This is a genomic window from Methylobacter sp. (assembly GCF_004322395.1).
GTDB lineage: Bacteria > Pseudomonadota > Gammaproteobacteria > Methylococcales > Methylomonadaceae > Methylobacter_A.
Window position 1 is genome coordinate 1 of the sequence record NZ_SCTW01000071.1, and the last position, 16,360, is coordinate 16,360.

Below are 16,360 nucleotides of genomic sequence, written 5' to 3' on the forward strand. Positions count from 1 at the left end.
AACAACGTATTCAACGAAGTATTCGCGGCATTTTGGTAAATTTTCTCAACATCATCCAACTTTTGACCAAGATCGGGCGGCGCAACAAAAACAAACGAATTGCCGTATTTACGTTTGCTGAGGATTTTGAATTGATCGGCCAAGTTTAGCAAATCCGTCCGGGCCGTTTGATAACTAATTTTATGAGCTGCCTGATGCTCCCGAATGCTATAAATGGTATTGGGATGATCCAGCGCATGGCGCAGAATAGCCAACTGACGGGGATTTAATTGTCCTTGCAGCACAGAGCCGTCCAGGCGTTTTTCGATGGTATATAGTTCCTCTGCCTTCTTTGCAAGATGTTCATGCAACGCATTGATTGCTTTCTTGATCACCTCCAGTTGATGGACGATGAAATAGGTCAGGTCGTTGTCATCGGTTTCGGTATACAGGTAGGCTCTACCGTATTGTGCCGGGGCTTGTTTAATGATTCGGGAAATGGAAATAAATTCCATCAGCCAATATTGCTGGTTCGCCATCGACCAGTAAAATAGCGCCCGCGCCGTCCGGCCATTGCCGTCGACAAACGGATGATCGTAGCCGATCATAAAATGCAGGATAATCGCCCTGATTACCGGGTGGATAAACTCTTTACCGTCCAGGTCATTAGCAAACTGGCATAGGCGTTCTACTCTTTCTGGCAGCTCCAATGCTTCCGGCGGCGTGTGCAGCAAAACCGCTGCTGTGGCATCGACCACATGAATGTCGTCACCTGCATCCCGGTATTTTCCCGCTTTGTTTGCATCGTCCAGCGTTGCCTCTGTTAACAATTGATGCAACTGCAAAATCATGGCTGGGGTCAATTTTTCCTGTTTATATTCCCGAATGAATTGCATTGCTTGATAGTTATTAAAAATCATCTGTTCGCTATGGTCTTTAGGCTTTCTACCCTGCCTGAGCATTTCTTTCGCTACATTTCGGGTCGTTGACGCACCTTCCAGTTGGCTGGAATTGATGGCTTCTTCAATCAGCGATCCGACAAGATAAGTATCGCGGGTATGCGGATTAGTGACCGGCTTGTCCATGCCGATACGACCGGCGGCATTTTGGTCTATCCACAGCAAATCCCTATGGATGCCATTAGTCATGCAAAACTGAAATTGTTCACCGAATTTACTGATAAAAGGCAATTTTCTATAGAGCGTTCTCCGCGCAAATTTTAAAACCAGCCAATAATCTTCCGGCGTCCAACCTTCCGGCGGCTGTAGATGGCGTAATTTATCCCAATGCAAATAACGACCTTCCGAGTCAGTAGGCCCTAAATTTGAGTCGAAAAACCCAGTGAATTTATTGATATAAGCATTGTCATAAAGAGTCCCGAAATCAGGCGGAGAAAGAGGCAATTTCATGGTAGACGCCTTAATTACTAATTAATGAAAAATTAGTATAGCATCCTGCTCACAGCATGGTACTAATTTTTAAATAATTAGTACCATGCTGTGAGTGTAACTTGCTTATTAAGCTTTCTTCACCGTCAATATTGCTCCAATGAAGCTGCTTGTCATATCCATCCATCAACTTTTGTAAGCTTTCCTACAAACAAATCCCCAACAAAACTCAATAATTTCAAAGTTATACAAAATGGCACAACGATTGCTAAGACCAATATAAACAAAGCCATTTGGTCAAAGCCGATGAAATCAACTAAAGACATTGCTCAACTACTGGACGAACCTGCCTGTGAGCATAATAAGAAGGAAAAGTCCGGTTGCGCCAAACCCAAACCCGGCGCTTCGGCGGGCGGTTGCGCTTTTGATGGCGCTCAAATCGCCCTGCTGCCGATTGCCGATGTCGCGCATATCGTCCACGGGCCTATCGCTTGCGCGGGCAGTTCTTGGGACAACCGGGGCACGCGCTCTTCCGGCGCGGATTTGTACCGCATCGGTATGACCACCGATTTGACCGAGCAGGACATTGTGATGGGACGCTCGGAAAAACGCTTGTTCCATGCGATCAAACAGGCAATCGATACCTATCATCCGCCCGCCGTGTTTATTTATAACACCTGCGTTCCAGCTTTGGTCGGCGACGATATTAACGCGGTCTGTAAATCCGCCGAAGAACGCTGGGGCGTTCCGGTGGTGTCGATTGATAGCGCCGGATTTTACGGCACCAAGAATCTGGGTAACCGCATTGCCGGCGATGCAATGGTCAATCATGTGATCGGCACTCGCGATCCCGACCCGTTACCGTTAACGGTGCAACGAGCGGAAATCATCATCCATGACGTTAACCTGATCGGCGAATACAACATCGCCGGTGAATTCTGGCATGTGTTACCGCTGTTCGATGAACTGGGTTTACGCATCTTGTGTACTTTGTCCGGGGATGCCCGGTTCCGCGAAGTGCAAACCATGCACAAAGCCGAAGTCAATATGATGGTTTGCTCCAAAGCGATGGTTAATGTCGCCCGCAAGTTACAGCAAAAATACGGCACACCCTGGTTTGAAGGCAGTTACTACGGCATTACCGACACCAGCCAATCGTTACGCGATTTCGCCAGAGTGCTTAACGATCCCGATTTAACCGAACGTACCGAAGCATTGATCCTGCGCGAAGAAACCCGGATCAGGAAAGAACTGGAACCGTGGAAAACGCGCCTGAAAGGCAAACGGGTGTTGCTGTTTACCGGCGGCGTTAAAAGCTGGTCGGTGATTTCCGCGTTGCAGGATTTGGGCATGGTGGTCGTTGCGACCGGCACGAAGAAATCCACCGAAGAGGACAAAGCCAGAATCCGCGAATTGATGGGCGAAGATACTGTGATGATCGACGATGGCAGCCCAAGAGCGTTGCTGAAAATCGTCCATGATTACAAGGCCGACATCCTGATTGCCGGCGGCCGCAACATGTACACCGCGTTAAAAGCCAAGGTTCCGTTTTTGGATATTAACCAGGAACGCGAATTCGGCTATGAAGGCTACCAAGGCATGCTGGAGCTGGTGCGCCAATTGGCGTTAACGATTGAAAGCCCGGTATGGGAGGCAGTTAGAGCGCCTGCGCCGTGGAGAAATCCCCCCTGCCCCCCTTTGCTAAAGGGGGGAAATGCTATGGAAGGGGTGTGCAATGGCTGACATCCTAAAAAGAAACAAAGCGCTATCGGTCAATCCGCTGAAAGCCAGCCAACCGATAGGCGGCTCGCTGGCAACGCTGGGATTTAATCGAGCTATGCCGATGTTGCATGGCTCCCAAGGCTGCACCGCATTTGCCAAAGTGTTTTTTGTGCGTCATTTCAGGGAACCTATTCCTTTGCAAAGCACCGCGATGGATCAAGGCAGTTCGGTGATGGGTGCGGACGAAAATGTGCGCGAGGGCATTCTTACCATTGCCGAAAAATCCCGCCCTGCCCTGATTACTATTTTGACTACCGGCCTAGCTGAAACTCAAGGTGCCGATGTGCACCGGAATGTCAGGGAGTTCAGGGAAGCCAACCCGGAATTTGCCGATGTTGCGGTTGTCGCGGTCAATACTCCGGATTTTACCGGCAGCGTCGAAACGGGTTTTGCAGCGACTCTCACTGAAATCATTCGCGCCTTAGTGCCGGATGCCAAGGAAGCCGGAACTTATCCTGGAAAAAGAAAACGCCAGGTTAATGTCCTGGTCAATTACATGCTGACGCCCGGCGACATCGAAGCGCTTCGGGATATTTTCGAGCAATTCCAGCTCAGGCCTGTGTTCGTGCCGGATATTTCCGATTCCTTGGACGGGTGTTTGACGGACGAGGATTTCAGTCCGGTCACTATCGGCGGCACCCCACTATCTGAAATGGCTACATTAGGTGATGCGCAGGCGACGGTCGTTATCGGCCCATCGCTAGCCAAGGCGGCGGAATTGCTGGAACAAAAAACCGGCGTGCCGACTTACTCTATTGATCATCTTTACGGCTTAAAAGCCAACGATGCGCTGATTTCCGCATTGGCTGAAATCAGCGGTCATGACGTGCCTGAACGTATCGAACGGCAACGTTCACAGCTACAGGATGCAATGCTGGACACGCATTTTATGCTTGGCCAATTGCGCATTGCGATTGCGGCCGATGCGGATTTACTGAATGCGTTTGTCGATCAGGTTCAGGAAATGGGCGCGGAAGTGGTTGCTGCGGTCACCTCCTGCAACGTGCCGCTGCTGGCGCGAATCCCTGTCGCCAGCATCAAAATCGGCGATCTTGAAGATATGGAGCTGATAGGCAAAGCCAACAAAGTGCAGTTAGTGATCGGCAATTCCCATGCGGTTGATACCGCCGAACGCTTGGGCACGCCCATTTTAAGAGCCGGATTTCCGTTATACGACATCATCGGCGGCTACCAAAAAACCTGGATCGGCTATCGCGGCTCACGGCAAACGCTGTTTGATCTTGCCAACTTGGTCATCAATTATTCGCATGAAGAAATCCCGGTCTACCGTTCGATATACGGCCAAAAACCGGCCAGCGAACTTACCGACTACCCGTTGTCATGTCATTAACAAGACGCATGCACATAGTGCAAAGCACTGATGAGAGGAAGTTTATGGAAACCGCATTAAAAATAGCGTTTGCCACGACCGATATGGAAACGGTCAACCAACATTTCGGCTCGGCCAAGTCTTTCGCGATTTATGCGGTGAATATGGACGATGCGCAATTGCTCGAAGCCGCCGAGTTTGGCGAACTCCAGCAGGACGGCAACGAAGATAAATTGTCAGTCAAGATTGAATTGCTGAACGGCTGCGCGGCGGTGTATTGCCAAGCCGTTGGCGGTTCGGCGATTAACCAGCTGATCGCCAAAAACATACAGCCGGTCAAGGTCCATGAAGGCGGCAAAATTAAAGACCTGATCGTTGACCTGCAAAATGAAATGAAAGCCGGACCGTCCAATTGGCTGGCAAAAGCGATTAATCAACACAAAAGTCCCGATCCTGAGCGCTTTAATCAAATGGAGGATGAAGGTTGGGATGAATGATATTTACTCGCCTGTCCCGCTTACCTCGTTCCCACGCGCTGCGTGAGAATGCAGTCAAGGCGCGCTGCGCCGCGAGTCACAATCAGCGTATAGAAATGTACATTGCACAAACACGGGACGCGGCGCGTCCTACACCGCAACGAGAATAAATTTATTACTTAACGGAGAAATAAACATGGCCACTGCTGCATTAGTCATACAAGAAGACGACGCCAATCTGAGTTCCGACATCGTCAAAGACATGATCAAACAACTGCGCGCAATTGATACTTACGACACCTACGAAGGCTGGTCGGAAGCAAAAATCATCGACCCTATCGTGTTAACCAAAGAGCGCAAAAAGAATATTCCTGTGATCGGCGACCCCGATGAAATCACCATTGCCCGCTTAAAAGCCTATTACAACTCATTAGCGACACTGATTGAGAAAAAAACCGGCCTGATGGCGGCGCCAATGGTTCATCTTAGCCATGAAGGTTTCGGCCGCGCGCTGATCATGGTCGGCAAGCTGGTTGTAGTCGACAAAATCCTACGCGACACCCATCGTTTCGGCTTTTCAAGCCTCGAAGACCTGTGCGAAAAAACTGATAAAACCATCGAAAAAGCGATGGGCTTAATCGAAAAATACAATGCAGCTGCAACCGACTAAGGAGGTGTGCATGTCTGAAGAATTAAGAAAACTGGAAAAAGAAGTCAAAAAGACCAAGCGTATGGCCAGCGAACAGGCAATGGAGCTGCATGACCTGATCGAAGACCGCCTTCCTGACGCTTACGGCGAACTGATGTGTATTGCGCAAGCCACTTATGACGCCTGCAAAGTCTGGGATGAAGCCAATCAAAAACTAATTGCCGCTCAAAGCGATGCGGCCTAAGCAGGAGAATAACCATGTCTGATTTTGTAACCGGCGTTACCTTTGGCGGCACGGAGTGGACGCCCGCTTACGTTACCGACATCAATCAAAAAACCTGCATCGGTTGCGGCCGTTGCTTTAAAGTCTGCCCGCGCGATGTTTTCGATTTAGTGGAAAAAGCCGACGTGCTTGATCCCGAGGATTTTGATGACGATTACGGCGATTTTGAAGACGACGATGACAACAGTATGGTCATGAGCATCAAAAACAAACTCGATTGCATCGGTTGCGAAGCTTGCTCCAAAGTATGCCCGAAAAACTGTTTTACTCATGAAAATAAACAAGCGGCTTAATTACTCATTCAGCAAACGTAATAGAACGCAGATGCCAAAAGTAGGCGCCTCTAGGCGACGCTGATAATTATGATTAAATAAGATTTAATCTGTGTCTATCATATTCATCTGCGTCATCTGCGTTCCATTTTAATAGTTCCCGCGCCGGAGCGTGTGGACGATAAACAATTTTTAAAAGGATCACGATTATGCCCAGACCTGAAAAACACGTATTCGTATGTACCCAAAACCGTCCGCAAGGACATCCTCGCGGCTCCTGCGCCAGCAGCGGTTGCGCCGACATCATGAACGAATTCATGAATGAAATACAAACCCGCAACCTGTTTGAAAAAATCGCCCTGACCAACACCGGCTGCATGGGACCTTGCATGATGGGCCCTAGTGTCCTGGTTTATCCTGAAGGAGTAATGTACGGCAAGCTGAAAAAAGACGATGTCCTTACCATCATCGAGCAACACCTGCTCGGCGGCGAGCCGGTTGCCGAGCTGATGATTCCGGCCGAAATTTGGTAGCCTGAGGAATTTTTATGGCTTTGTCTGAGCACATCAAATCCAACCGCGATCTGGGTACGTCTATTTGTCATCGGCTGACCGAAGAAATCAATGAACTGGGCTTCACTGAAGCAGATATTCGACACTATCCACGCTACGATGATGCTGACTTTGTACTGATCAAAGACCCTTATTCCGGAGAGCAAAACTTAGCCTGCTATTGGTACGATGAAGCTAAAAGACAGCGTATCGGCCGACTTCAGTTTAATAGTGACGGCACTTTTTACGCAGAATACGATGTCGTCAAGCCGCATCCGACCAAAACCCGTCGCTTTGTCGAGGGCGTCACTGCCTGGGGCAAAGCCGAACAGATTAAATCCGAGCCCAAGTTGCTGAATATGCCTGAATAGCCAGCATGGAAAATCCGTCGCGAATTTATGAACTGTTGTTGGATTATGCCGGTAGCGATACCCAAGTCACCGAACTAAACATCGGCCTGGTTTGGACGGTTTGTAAAGCGCAGCATACCGGCTTGGCGATGAGCCCCGGCATTCCGACCCGCACCCTATCGTGGCCGGGTACCTTAACCGGTAAGACATTGGCCGAATTGGCCGGATGGATTACCGATTGGGAGCCTTACAAATCGACAGTTGCGATGGCGGCGATTAATTGCAGTTTAAACCGCTACGAACTGCCGTCAGGAATAACCCTGTTACCGACTCCCGACAGCGCCAATCTGGCTGTTTTCGACTATTTCCTGCCCCAATTGCAAAGTAAAAAAGTCGTTGTCATCGGCCGTTATCCGGGCATTGAACGCTATGCCGAACAATTCAATCTCAGTATCATCGAACGGCAGCCCTCGCCGGGCGATTATCCAGATCCTGCCTGCGAATTTTTATTGCCGGACGCCGACTGGGTATTTTTAACGGCCAGTTCGATTACCAATAAAACCTTCCCGCGCTTGGCCGAGCTTGCTCAACATGCCACTACCGTATTGATGGGGCCGACCGTACCGTGGCTTCCCGAACTGCACGAGTTTGGCATTGATTATTTGGCCGGGGTTGAAGTTATCGATCCGGTAAAACTGCGCCAAACTGTGGCGGAAGGCGGTGGAGTGCGCATTTTTGATGAAGCAGTGCGTTACCGAATCGTCGATTTAACGCCCGGTAACAGTATGATGTGGCTGAAGAAACAAATAGCTCAGGACTATACAGATAGGCAACAATTAAACTTGGCGATGGAACAATGGTACAGCAACGGCAAGAAAGGCCGGTTTCCCGAATTTTACCGGCTCAATCAAGTCACGACCAAGCTTTCGCGCATGGATAGCAGTTATAAGCGGCTGTGGGATATGCATTCGAAATAAGCGATAGAATCATTCTGTCATTACTTCGCCACGTTCAGTCTTCATGCCGAACAGCGTCTGTTTCCCCCAAATCAGTGTTCGACTCCCAACCGCCTCCTAAAGCCTTGTAAAGCGCGGCCAGCGCCGTTGCCGTAGCGGTTTCACTTTGGGCCAGACGTTCCTGGTCTTGCAATAAGCGCAATTCGGCATCCAGTACGGTCAGAAAGTCGGCGATGCCTTCCGCAAATCGAATATGAGCCAATTCATGGGCTCTTTCGCTGGCCTTGGCAGCTGAGGTCAGCAACTCTCTGCGGCTTCGTTCCCGATTGTAATTTACCAGCGTGTTTTCGGTTTCTTCCAAAGCATTCAGCACGGTCTGCTCGTACTGCGCCAAGTCAGCCTCGGCACGAGCGTCTGCGGCTTTGATTCGTGCGTACACGCGGCCTAAATCCAGAGCCGCCCAACTGATCCTAGGGCCGGCGGAATAGGTATCGGAACCCGCCGCGCCGATTCCGGACAAAGTACTGGCCTCAAGAGCGATAGTGCCGACAAATGTTACGCGCGGAAATAGATCGGCGGTGGAGACGCCTATACGGGCGGTAGACGCTGCCAGAGTCCGTTCGGCGATACGAATATCAGGACGGCGGCGCAGTAGTTCCGCAGGCCGCCCGATTTTGATAGTCTTGGGTATTTTCGGCAGCGGCGCAGGCTGCGACAATTTCTCTGTCAGAGCGCCTGGGAGTTGCCCTGTGAGTACACTGAGCCGATGTATAGTCTGCTGAATTGCGCTCTCCAAAGGCGGAATGAGCGCCCGAGTGGAATCGAGCTGAGCTTTTGCCCTTGAAGAATCAAGTTCGGTTCCACGGCCGTTTTCAAGCCTGACAAGGGTTATTTCCAATGTTTGAGTCTGGTTCATTGCGTTTTTTTTCGCCGTTGCCAACTGATTTTGCAGCCCTCGCAGTTCGAAATAATTTCTGGCCACTTCAGCGATCAGGCTAACACCAAGATCCCGAAGACTTGCTTCCTGCACATCAACTTCGTCGCTGCTTGCTTCGACGTTGCGCCGTACTCGGCCGAAGAAATCGACTTCCCAAAAAGCATCGAACCCGATGTTGTAGAGTTTAAGATCGCGCGGCGCAAAGGACCTGTTATTCAGGGCGGCCGCGCTTCGTTTTTGATCTGTATAATTGGCATGAGAACTGACGATAGGCGCCAAATTCAGTCCCGCTTCCATATACAACGCCCGTGCTTCACGAAGATTAGCTCGGGCAGCTTCCAGATCTCGGTTGCGCCGCACTGTTTGATCGACAAGTCCGGTTAAATCCTTGTCTTCAAACAGTTTCCACCACGCTACGTCTACAGCCTGGGCGGAAAATTCCGGGTAGTTCGCATTGGCGAAGGCTTGTCCGGCATCCATAGTCGGGGTCTTGTAATCGGGACCTACTGCACAGGCGCTGAGTAAAAAGGCGTAAAGTAGAATCCGGCCGCGACCAATGGTATTACGGAGGTAAAGTTCTGCGGAATGCATTTTTTTCATAGACTATATCGTCGTTAAATATGGGAGCTGTTGACTGCCGGAGTGCAGGCTCCGCCTGCAAGTACAAGCAGAGCTTGCACTCCAGGCGCAATGCGTTGACTGCTTTGTCTAAACATAATGCAATATGAATTATTTCTATCGCTTAGATGAAATAGCTTTTTCATAAGTCGTGTCCTGAAGATGCATGCCCGGGCAATTTTTGCCTCGAAGATTGCCAACGTTGCGCCAAAGCCTGAGCGATTACATAAAACACCGGCGTTAACAGCAGACCAAACACAGTCACACCCAACATGCCGCTGAACACAGCAGTGCCAAGTAATCGCCGTGATTCCGATCCCGCTCCTTGAGAAATCACCAGCGGAAACACGCCCATAATAAAAGCGAATGAAGTCATCAAAATGGGTCTCAGCCGAATTCGTGCCGCTTCCATCGCCGCATCGAAACGGTTAAGTCCGCCCTCTTGACGCCGTTTGGCGAACTCCACGATAAGAATCGCGTTCTTGCTGGCTAAACCCACCAGTACGATGAACCCGATCTGGGTAAAAATGTTGTTGTCCATGTCGCATAGCCATACGCCTGCCAACGAAGACAGAATACACATCGGCACAATCAGGATCACCGCAAACGGCAACGACCAGCTTTCATACTGGGCAGCCAAGGCCAAAAACACAAAAATCACGCTTAACGGAAAAACAAGCAGAGCAGTGTTTCCTGCTAACACTTGTTGCAGGCTGAGTTCGGTCCATTCAAAGCCGAATCCCGGCGGCAGTTCTGCGTCCATTAGTTTGTTCATCGTGATAATCGCTTGGCCGGAACTGATTCCGGGCAAGGTGCTGCCGTTAATTTCCGCCGCCGGATACATGTTGTAGCGGGTGATTTTATCGGGCCCGGTGATTTCCTTAACCGACATAAGAGACCCGAGAGGCACCATTCCGCCTTGAAGATTGCGCGTCTTTAGCTCGGCGATATCGGACGGTTTCATGCGAAACTCCGAATCGGCTTGTGCCACTACCTGATAAGTTCTGCCAAAACTATTGAAATCGTTTACATAAAGAGATCCAAGATAAATCTGCAACGTGTCGAACACTTCCTTTAAAGGCACATCCATAGATTTGGCTCGAGTACGATCCACGTCCAGAAAAAGTTGCGGCACTCCTGCACGGAAAGTCGTAAACAGCCCGGCCAGACCCGGTTGCTGGCTGCCCTTGGCGACCAGATCGTTGGTGATATTCTGTAGCGCGTCAATACCGGCATTGGAACGATCCTGGATTTGCAGTTTAAAACCGCCCACTACGCTCATGCCCCGAATCGGAGGCGGCGGAAATGCGGCAATGTAAGCCCCCTCAATTTGGGCAAGATTCTGCGTAAGTTTTTTGACCACAGCGTCGGCATGAAGCTCTGGATGACCGGCGCGCCGATCGAAGTCATCCAGTCTGGCAAACATCGTCGCGACATTGGATTGGTTGGAGCCGGCCAAAAACGAAAAGCCGGCATAGGCAATTACATGCTTGACCCCTTCCGTTTTCATAATAATGCGGGTGGCCTGCTGAACCACGTCCTGGGTGCGGGCCAACGAGGCTGCGTCGGGCAACTGCGCGTACAAAATAAGGTATCCTTGGTCTTGCTGAGGGATGAAGCCTGTCGGTACTTTTTCGAAAGCCAGCAAATTGAGCCCATTGAGCCCTACATAAAGCACCAGCACCACCGCCGTCATACGGATCAGTCTGCCGACCAGCCGGGAATAGCCTTCACTGAACAAATCGAAGAAGCGGTTGAAGCCGGTGAAGAACCAGCCGAACAGGCGATCGAACAGCCGTGTGAGCCAGTCCTTGTCGCCATGCGCCCGATCCAGCAGTAACGCACACAGGGCTGGGCTCAGGGTCAATGAATTGAACGCCGATATTGCTGTGGAAACCGCGATGGTCAATGCAAATTGCTTATAGAAAGCGCCCGAGACACCGGTAATAAAGGCGGTGGGCACGAACACAGCGACCAGAACCAACGCTGTAGCAATGATGGGGCCGACGACTTCACCCATAGCCTTCCGGGTGGCCTCGCGGGCCGTCAAGCCTAAGGCCATGTGGCGTTCCACATTCTCTACCACCACGATGGCGTCATCTACGACAATACCGATAGCCAGCACCAAGCCGAATAAGGATAAGGTGTTAAGCGACAAGCCCAGCGCCGACATTATCGCGAAGGTGCCGATCAAAGAAACCGGTACGGCAAGCAGCGGAATGATAGTGGCGCGCCAGTTCTGCAAGAATATTACAACCACCAGCACCACCAGCAGGATGGCTTCGAACAGGGTTTTCGCCACCGCGTCGATGGACTGCTGCACAAACACGATAGTGTCATAAACAAGCGTGTAGTCAAGACCTTCGGGGAAGCGCGGCTTAAGCTTCTCCATAGTCTCCAACACTGCTTTTCTGGTTTCCAGAGCGTTGGAGCCGGGCAGCTGGAAAATGGCAAGGCCCACGCTGGGTTCGCCATCCAGGAACAGACCCGAGTTATAATCCTTGGCGCCTAGTTCGATACGAGCCACGTCCTTTAGACGGGTCACTTGTCCATCATCACCTTTCTTAATAACGATTTCGGAGAACTGATCAGCCTCCATCAGCCGTCCCATGGTAGTGACAGTGTATTGAAAATCGGTATTTTCCTTGCTGGGCTGCTGGCCGACTGCGCCTGCGGCGACTTGCACATTTTGTTCGCGGATTGCGTTAATCACATCGCTAGCGGTCAGATTGAGAGCGGCAATTTTCTCAGGGTTCAGCCAGAGGCGCATGCTATAGTCGCGGGCGCCGAAAATCGCGATATCTCCGACGCCGGGCAGCCGCGCCAGGGTATCTTTAAGTTGCAGCAGCGCGTAATTGCTCAAATAAACGCTGTCATAGCGCTTGTCCGGGGAGATTAGGTTAACAACCAAACTCAAGTCCGGGCTGCGTTTTTTGACGCTGATGCCTTGCCGGCCCACTTCCTGTGGCAGCTTGGGCTCGGCCAAAGCCACCCGGTTTTGCACCAGTACCTGAGCCTTGTCCAGATTAGTGCCCGGTTTGAACGTAATGGTCAGCGCCATGTTGCCGCTATTGGTGGACTGAGAAGTCATGTACAGCATATCCTCGACACCGTTCACTTCCTGCTCGATAGGCGTCGCTACGGTTTCGGCCACTACTTGGGCGTTGGCGCCGGGGTAGGCCGCACTCACTTGCACGGTAGGGGGAGCGATCTCGGGATATTGGGCAATAGGCAGGCCAATCAGCGCCAGCCCGCCGACGATGACAATGACGATGGATAATACCGACGCAAAAATCGGGCGGTCGATAAAAAAGCGAGTGAATCGGTTCATGATTTGTTCTAAGTTAACCGTTGGAAAAATAGAGCACTGATGGCACGGATTTGACTGATAAGCTCAGATAAAATGAATTTCTTTTTCATCAAGATATAAATAATTTTGTAAGGGAAAACATTCACGAATAAAAAGAAAATCAGATCCGTTTATACCCGTCTAAATCCGTGTTCTAATGAAGTCAGCATTACCATAGTTCATATCTTTCCATCGCGTCCGTTAGCCACTGTGCTGCGTTCAGGACTCACCTTAATGCCCGGTCTGAGCTTTTGTATGCCTTCGATAACTATCCAGTCTTCAGGTTTAAGCCCTTGAGTGATTACACGAGACTGACCGATATGAGCGCCAAGCTCCACCTTGCGGTATTCCACCTGATTTTCCTGATTCACCACCCATACAAACCGTTGCGCTTGATCCGTACCGATAGCTCGATCGGGAATCAAGATGGCTGGGTACGGCGCACTACCGCGAACCCGCATACGGGCAAAAAAGCCGGGACTTAACAATTCGTCCGGGTTAGCAAACACCCCCCGCAATGTCAGAGTCCCCGTAGCCGCATCTTCACGCGGCGATATATAGTCGAGATGGCCCTGGTGAGGAAAACTAACCTCATCAGCCACAGCCAATTCCACTGGCGTTTGTTCATCACCTAGACTGCCGCGCCCATCTTTCTGTGCCTGACGCCGATATTTCAGTACCGAACGCTCGTCCGCATCCACGTAAATATAGACCGGGTCGGTGGAGACGATAAAAGTCAATAAAGTTGCATCGCCTCCGCCACCGTTGACCACATTACCGGCAGTGATCAGTTCACGACCGATACGGCCGTCTATAGGGGAGCGTATTTGGGTATACTCCAAATTCAACCGAGCCGTATTGACATTGGCTTGTGCAGACTGAACTGCCGCAACTGCTTCCCGTAGTCCCTTGCTGCGAGAGTCATGTTCCTCTTCGGAAATGGCTTTGGCGCGAAATAAGCGCTCGGCTCGGGATAAGTCGTTTTTTGCCAGCTCGTGCCGAGATTTAGCCCGCTCCAATTCGGCTTCGGCGTAGTTCAGTTGGGCGGCGAATGGTTTCGGGTCGATCTGGAATAAAAGATCGCCTTTATGTACCTTGTCTCCAGCCTTGAAGTTCACTTTCTCCAGGTAACCGCTCACCCGGGCGCGCACGTCTACCGAGTTGACTGCCTCGATGCGTCCGGTGTATTCGTCCCATTCAGTCACTTGTTGCGACAGCGGCTGTGCAATTTTGACAGTGGGCAATTGGCCATGGCCCGGCTGAGAGCCCGACTTGTCATGGTTTCCGCAACCGGCTATTACCATCAAAGTGAAAACGGCCAGCAGACCGTTGGATAACCTTGCACTCAAAGAAAAGCTTTCGTGCCATACAGTAGATAACGCCCTCCCCTGTAACCTTAAGCGATGGATGACAGCCAACCTATGTGTTTCTTTTTTCATCCTTTTTACATCCTGAACTTTAATGGCAAAAACGGTAAGATATATTACCATTTAATTTAAAGTATGCTATTGTTTGCGTCAAATTAATTTCGTGAGTACTACGCTATGATTAAATGCGGACGACCTCGCAAAGGAGAGGAACTTCAAAGTCGTGATCGATTACTGGACACTGCTTTCAACCTTTTCCTTGAAAACGGCTACGGCAACCTCAGCCTGGAAACTATCGCTCGGGATGCGCGCGTGTCAATGCGAACCATTTATAGCCAGTTCGGCGGTAAGGTTGGGTTATTCGGCGCTGTGATAAGGCGTTGCAGCGATCAGTTCGTGACCAGTCTGACAGAAGAACACGTTTTGGAGAGTTCTCCAGAGGAAGCGCTGATCTCTTTTGCTAAACAGTTTCTGTACCGCATCACACGGCCGGACGTGGTGCGTATACGCGCCATACTGATTGGCGAATCGCCACGCTTTCCCGATCTAGCCACGCAATTTTATGAACAAGGGCCTCAGCGTACTCTTGATTATCTGGCACAGTTTTTCGCACGGCAGCAGCAAGCAGGCTATTTTGCCGAAATAGATACGCATTTTCTCGCTGAACAATTCTTGAGCGGATTGCGCAGTGAGCGAATATTAAAACTACAGCTCGGTTTGGAACCAACGCCGGATGAAGCGGAAATCGATATTTGGGTACGTCAAGCCGTTGACTTGTTCCTTTACGGTAGCCTGAAAAACAGGCGGAACATTAGTAATGAACATTCATGACCAATCTTCCGCGTCTGCTTAGGCGCATCGACAGTTAAGCCAATATCTCCTAAAACTACAACTCAGATAGTTACTTTCCTGTTTTTAAAGTGCTTTTAAAAGTACACACCTTGCTGGCTCCCCATTTATAAAGCATCCAGCCTTATTTCGTGTCAAAATATAAGTTTACACTCATATATTGAATCGAGAATTTTAAGTCTTTATGAAAATAGCTATTCTGTCCCGCAACCCCAAACTGTATTCGACCACTCGGCTGGTCAAAGCCGCAGAAGCACGGGGCCACAAAGTACGGGTGCTGGATGTATTGCGCTGTTATATGAATATTACTTCCCACAATCCATCTATTCATTATCGGGGTGAAGACTTAACCGGATTTGACGCCGTTATTCCTCGGATTGGTGCTTCAGTCACTTTTTACGGGACTGCGGTATTAAGACAATTTGAAATGATGAATGTTTTTCCTTTGAACGAGTCGGTAGCTATATCGAGATCACGCGACAAGTTAAGGTCAACGCAACTGCTAGCCAGGAAAGGCATAGGTTTGCCGGTAACCGGCTTTGCCAATAATCCTGACGATATCGAAGACTTGATTGCTCAAGTAGGCGGCGCCCCGCTGGTGATTAAATTGCTGGAAGGCACGCAAGGTATCGGCGTGGTCTTGGCCGAAACTCATAACGCCGCGGAAAGCGTTATTCAGGCGTTCATGGGACTTAAAGCCAATATCATGGTACAGGAATATATCAAGGAAGCCAGTGGCAGCGATATTCGCTGTTTTGTAGTAGGCGACAAAGTCGTCGCCGCGATGAAACGGCAAGCAGTGCCTGGGGAGTTTCGTTCGAACTTACACCGTGGCGGGTCCGCGGCTTTAGTACGACTAACCCCCGAAGAACGGTCTACCGCTGTGCGAGCCGCAAAAATCATGGGCCTGAATGTATGCGGCGTAGACATGCTGCGTTCTAATCATGGCCCGGTTATTATGGAAGTTAATTCATCTCCCGGTTTGCAAGGTATCGAAGTAGCCAGCGGCAAGGATATTGCGGATTTAATCATTCAATTTATTGAAAAACGCTTTGAGACATTGGAAATCTCCAAAGACAAATCCGCTGTCGGTACCAACACAAGAACCCGTACTCGCGGTAAAGGCTAATCGTACAATCAGCCCTCAATACACATCGATTTATCTTAATAGAAGGCAAAAACCATGTCCGTTTTTAAAAAAAGTCCGACAGACTCCTAGACAGT

15 protein-coding genes are annotated in these 16,360 nt (G+C 50.2%); 11 read left to right on the forward strand and 4 right to left on the reverse strand.

Annotated features, from left to right (window positions below; genetic code table 11):
* On the reverse strand, positions 1-1,388 hold a 1,388-nt coding region (locus tag EPO18_RS10490), incomplete at its 3' end, for a Fic family protein (protein ID WP_292433317.1).
* 285 nt (positions 1,389-1,673) lie between these two features.
* Between EPO18_RS10490 and nifE the strand changes: the two genes are divergently transcribed.
* The 9 genes from nifE to EPO18_RS10535 all read left to right on the forward strand — a co-directional run bounded on the left by nifE (position 1,674) and on the right by EPO18_RS10535 (position 8,037).
* On the forward strand, positions 1,674-3,110 hold the full coding sequence (nifE, locus tag EPO18_RS10495; protein WP_292433318.1) for a nitrogenase iron-molybdenum cofactor biosynthesis protein NifE: 1,437 nt from the start codon (positions 1,674-1,676) through the stop codon (positions 3,108-3,110).
* On the forward strand, positions 3,103-4,500 hold the full coding sequence (nifN, locus tag EPO18_RS10500) for a nitrogenase iron-molybdenum cofactor biosynthesis protein NifN (RefSeq protein WP_292433319.1): 1,398 nt from the start codon (positions 3,103-3,105) through the stop codon (positions 4,498-4,500). Before nifE ends, nifN begins: the two co-directional genes overlap by 8 nt.
* Before the next feature lie 44 nt (positions 4,501-4,544).
* Positions 4,545-4,976 carry a nitrogen fixation protein NifX gene (nifX, locus tag EPO18_RS10505; protein WP_292433320.1) on the forward strand — a complete coding sequence of 144 codons (432 nt, stop codon included), beginning with the start codon at positions 4,545-4,547 and terminating at the stop codon, positions 4,974-4,976.
* A 175-nt stretch (positions 4,977-5,151) separates the two neighbouring features.
* Positions 5,152-5,625 (forward strand): NifX-associated nitrogen fixation protein, encoded by a 474-nt coding sequence (locus tag EPO18_RS10510; protein WP_292433321.1) that lies wholly within the window; start codon positions 5,152-5,154, stop codon positions 5,623-5,625.
* A 10-nt stretch (positions 5,626-5,635) separates the two neighbouring features.
* Complete coding sequence (locus EPO18_RS10515; RefSeq protein WP_292433322.1) at positions 5,636-5,848, forward strand: CCE_0567 family metalloprotein; 213 nt, start codon at positions 5,636-5,638, stop codon at positions 5,846-5,848.
* A 14-nt stretch (positions 5,849-5,862) separates the two neighbouring features.
* Positions 5,863-6,180 carry a ferredoxin III, nif-specific gene (fdxB, locus tag EPO18_RS10520; protein ID WP_292433323.1) on the forward strand — a complete coding sequence of 106 codons (318 nt, stop codon included), beginning with the start codon at positions 5,863-5,865 and terminating at the stop codon, positions 6,178-6,180.
* Between the two features lie 188 nt (positions 6,181-6,368).
* Entirely contained in the window at positions 6,369-6,692 is a 324-nt protein-coding gene (locus EPO18_RS10525; protein WP_292433324.1) for a (2Fe-2S) ferredoxin domain-containing protein, read from the forward strand.
* 14 nt (positions 6,693-6,706) lie between these two features.
* Entirely contained in the window at positions 6,707-7,081 is a 375-nt protein-coding gene (locus tag EPO18_RS10530) for a hypothetical protein (RefSeq protein WP_292433325.1), read from the forward strand.
* Between the two features lie 5 nt (positions 7,082-7,086).
* On the forward strand, positions 7,087-8,037 hold the full coding sequence (locus tag EPO18_RS10535; RefSeq protein ID WP_292433326.1) for a DUF364 domain-containing protein: 951 nt from the start codon (positions 7,087-7,089) through the stop codon (positions 8,035-8,037).
* A 34-nt stretch (positions 8,038-8,071) separates the two neighbouring features.
* On the opposite strand, the gene EPO18_RS10540 is transcribed toward EPO18_RS10535, so the two are convergent.
* From EPO18_RS10540 to EPO18_RS10550, 3 genes are all read right to left on the reverse strand, one after another.
* Positions 8,072-9,544: an efflux transporter outer membrane subunit gene (locus EPO18_RS10540; RefSeq protein WP_472850891.1), complete on the reverse strand. Its 1,473-nt coding sequence runs from the start codon at positions 9,542-9,544 to the stop codon at positions 8,072-8,074.
* Positions 9,545-9,713: 169 nt separating this feature from the next.
* Positions 9,714-12,902 carry an efflux RND transporter permease subunit gene (locus EPO18_RS10545; RefSeq protein ID WP_292433328.1) on the reverse strand — a complete coding sequence of 1,063 codons (3,189 nt, stop codon included), beginning with the start codon at positions 12,900-12,902 and terminating at the stop codon, positions 9,714-9,716.
* A gap of 197 nt (positions 12,903-13,099) precedes the next feature.
* Positions 13,100-14,359, reverse strand: coding sequence for an efflux RND transporter periplasmic adaptor subunit (locus EPO18_RS10550; RefSeq protein ID WP_472850889.1), 1,260 nt, complete (start codon positions 14,357-14,359; stop codon positions 13,100-13,102).
* Between the two features lie 105 nt (positions 14,360-14,464).
* Here EPO18_RS10550 and EPO18_RS10555 point away from each other — a divergent pair, with 105 nt between their 5' ends.
* Positions 14,465-15,118, forward strand: a complete 654-nt coding sequence (locus EPO18_RS10555; protein ID WP_292433329.1) for a TetR/AcrR family transcriptional regulator — start codon at positions 14,465-14,467, stop codon at positions 15,116-15,118.
* A gap of 202 nt (positions 15,119-15,320) precedes the next feature.
* On the forward strand, positions 15,321-16,265 hold the full coding sequence (gene rimK / locus EPO18_RS10560; protein ID WP_292433330.1) for a 30S ribosomal protein S6--L-glutamate ligase: 945 nt from the start codon (positions 15,321-15,323) through the stop codon (positions 16,263-16,265).
* Positions 16,266-16,360: the final 95 nt, after the last annotated feature.

Excerpts from the sequence above, each read along its gene's own strand:
- nifE (WP_292433318.1), top strand. The coding sequence starts at position 1,674 with ATGAAATCAACTAAAGACATTGCTCAACTACTGGACGAACCTGCCTGT.
- nifN (WP_292433319.1), top strand. The coding sequence starts at position 3,103 with ATGGCTGACATCCTAAAAAGAAACAAAGCGCTATCGGTCAATCCGCTG.
- nifX (WP_292433320.1), top strand. The coding sequence starts at position 4,545 with ATGGAAACCGCATTAAAAATAGCGTTTGCCACGACCGATATGGAAACG.
- EPO18_RS10510 (WP_292433321.1), top strand. The coding sequence starts at position 5,152 with ATGGCCACTGCTGCATTAGTCATACAAGAAGACGACGCCAATCTGAGT.
- EPO18_RS10515 (WP_292433322.1), top strand. The coding sequence starts at position 5,636 with ATGTCTGAAGAATTAAGAAAACTGGAAAAAGAAGTCAAAAAGACCAAG.
- fdxB (WP_292433323.1), top strand. The coding sequence starts at position 5,863 with ATGTCTGATTTTGTAACCGGCGTTACCTTTGGCGGCACGGAGTGGACG.
- EPO18_RS10525 (WP_292433324.1), top strand. The coding sequence starts at position 6,369 with ATGCCCAGACCTGAAAAACACGTATTCGTATGTACCCAAAACCGTCCG.
- EPO18_RS10530 (WP_292433325.1), top strand. The coding sequence starts at position 6,707 with ATGGCTTTGTCTGAGCACATCAAATCCAACCGCGATCTGGGTACGTCT.
- EPO18_RS10535 (WP_292433326.1), top strand. The coding sequence starts at position 7,087 with ATGGAAAATCCGTCGCGAATTTATGAACTGTTGTTGGATTATGCCGGT.
- EPO18_RS10540 (WP_472850891.1), bottom strand. The coding sequence starts at position 9,544 with ATGCATTCCGCAGAACTTTACCTCCGTAATACCATTGGTCGCGGCCGG.
- EPO18_RS10545 (WP_292433328.1), bottom strand. The coding sequence starts at position 12,902 with ATGAACCGATTCACTCGCTTTTTTATCGACCGCCCGATTTTTGCGTCG.
- EPO18_RS10550 (WP_472850889.1), bottom strand. The coding sequence starts at position 14,359 with ATGAAAAAAGAAACACATAGGTTGGCTGTCATCCATCGCTTAAGGTTA.
- EPO18_RS10555 (WP_292433329.1), top strand. The coding sequence starts at position 14,465 with ATGATTAAATGCGGACGACCTCGCAAAGGAGAGGAACTTCAAAGTCGT.
- rimK (WP_292433330.1), top strand. The coding sequence starts at position 15,321 with ATGAAAATAGCTATTCTGTCCCGCAACCCCAAACTGTATTCGACCACT.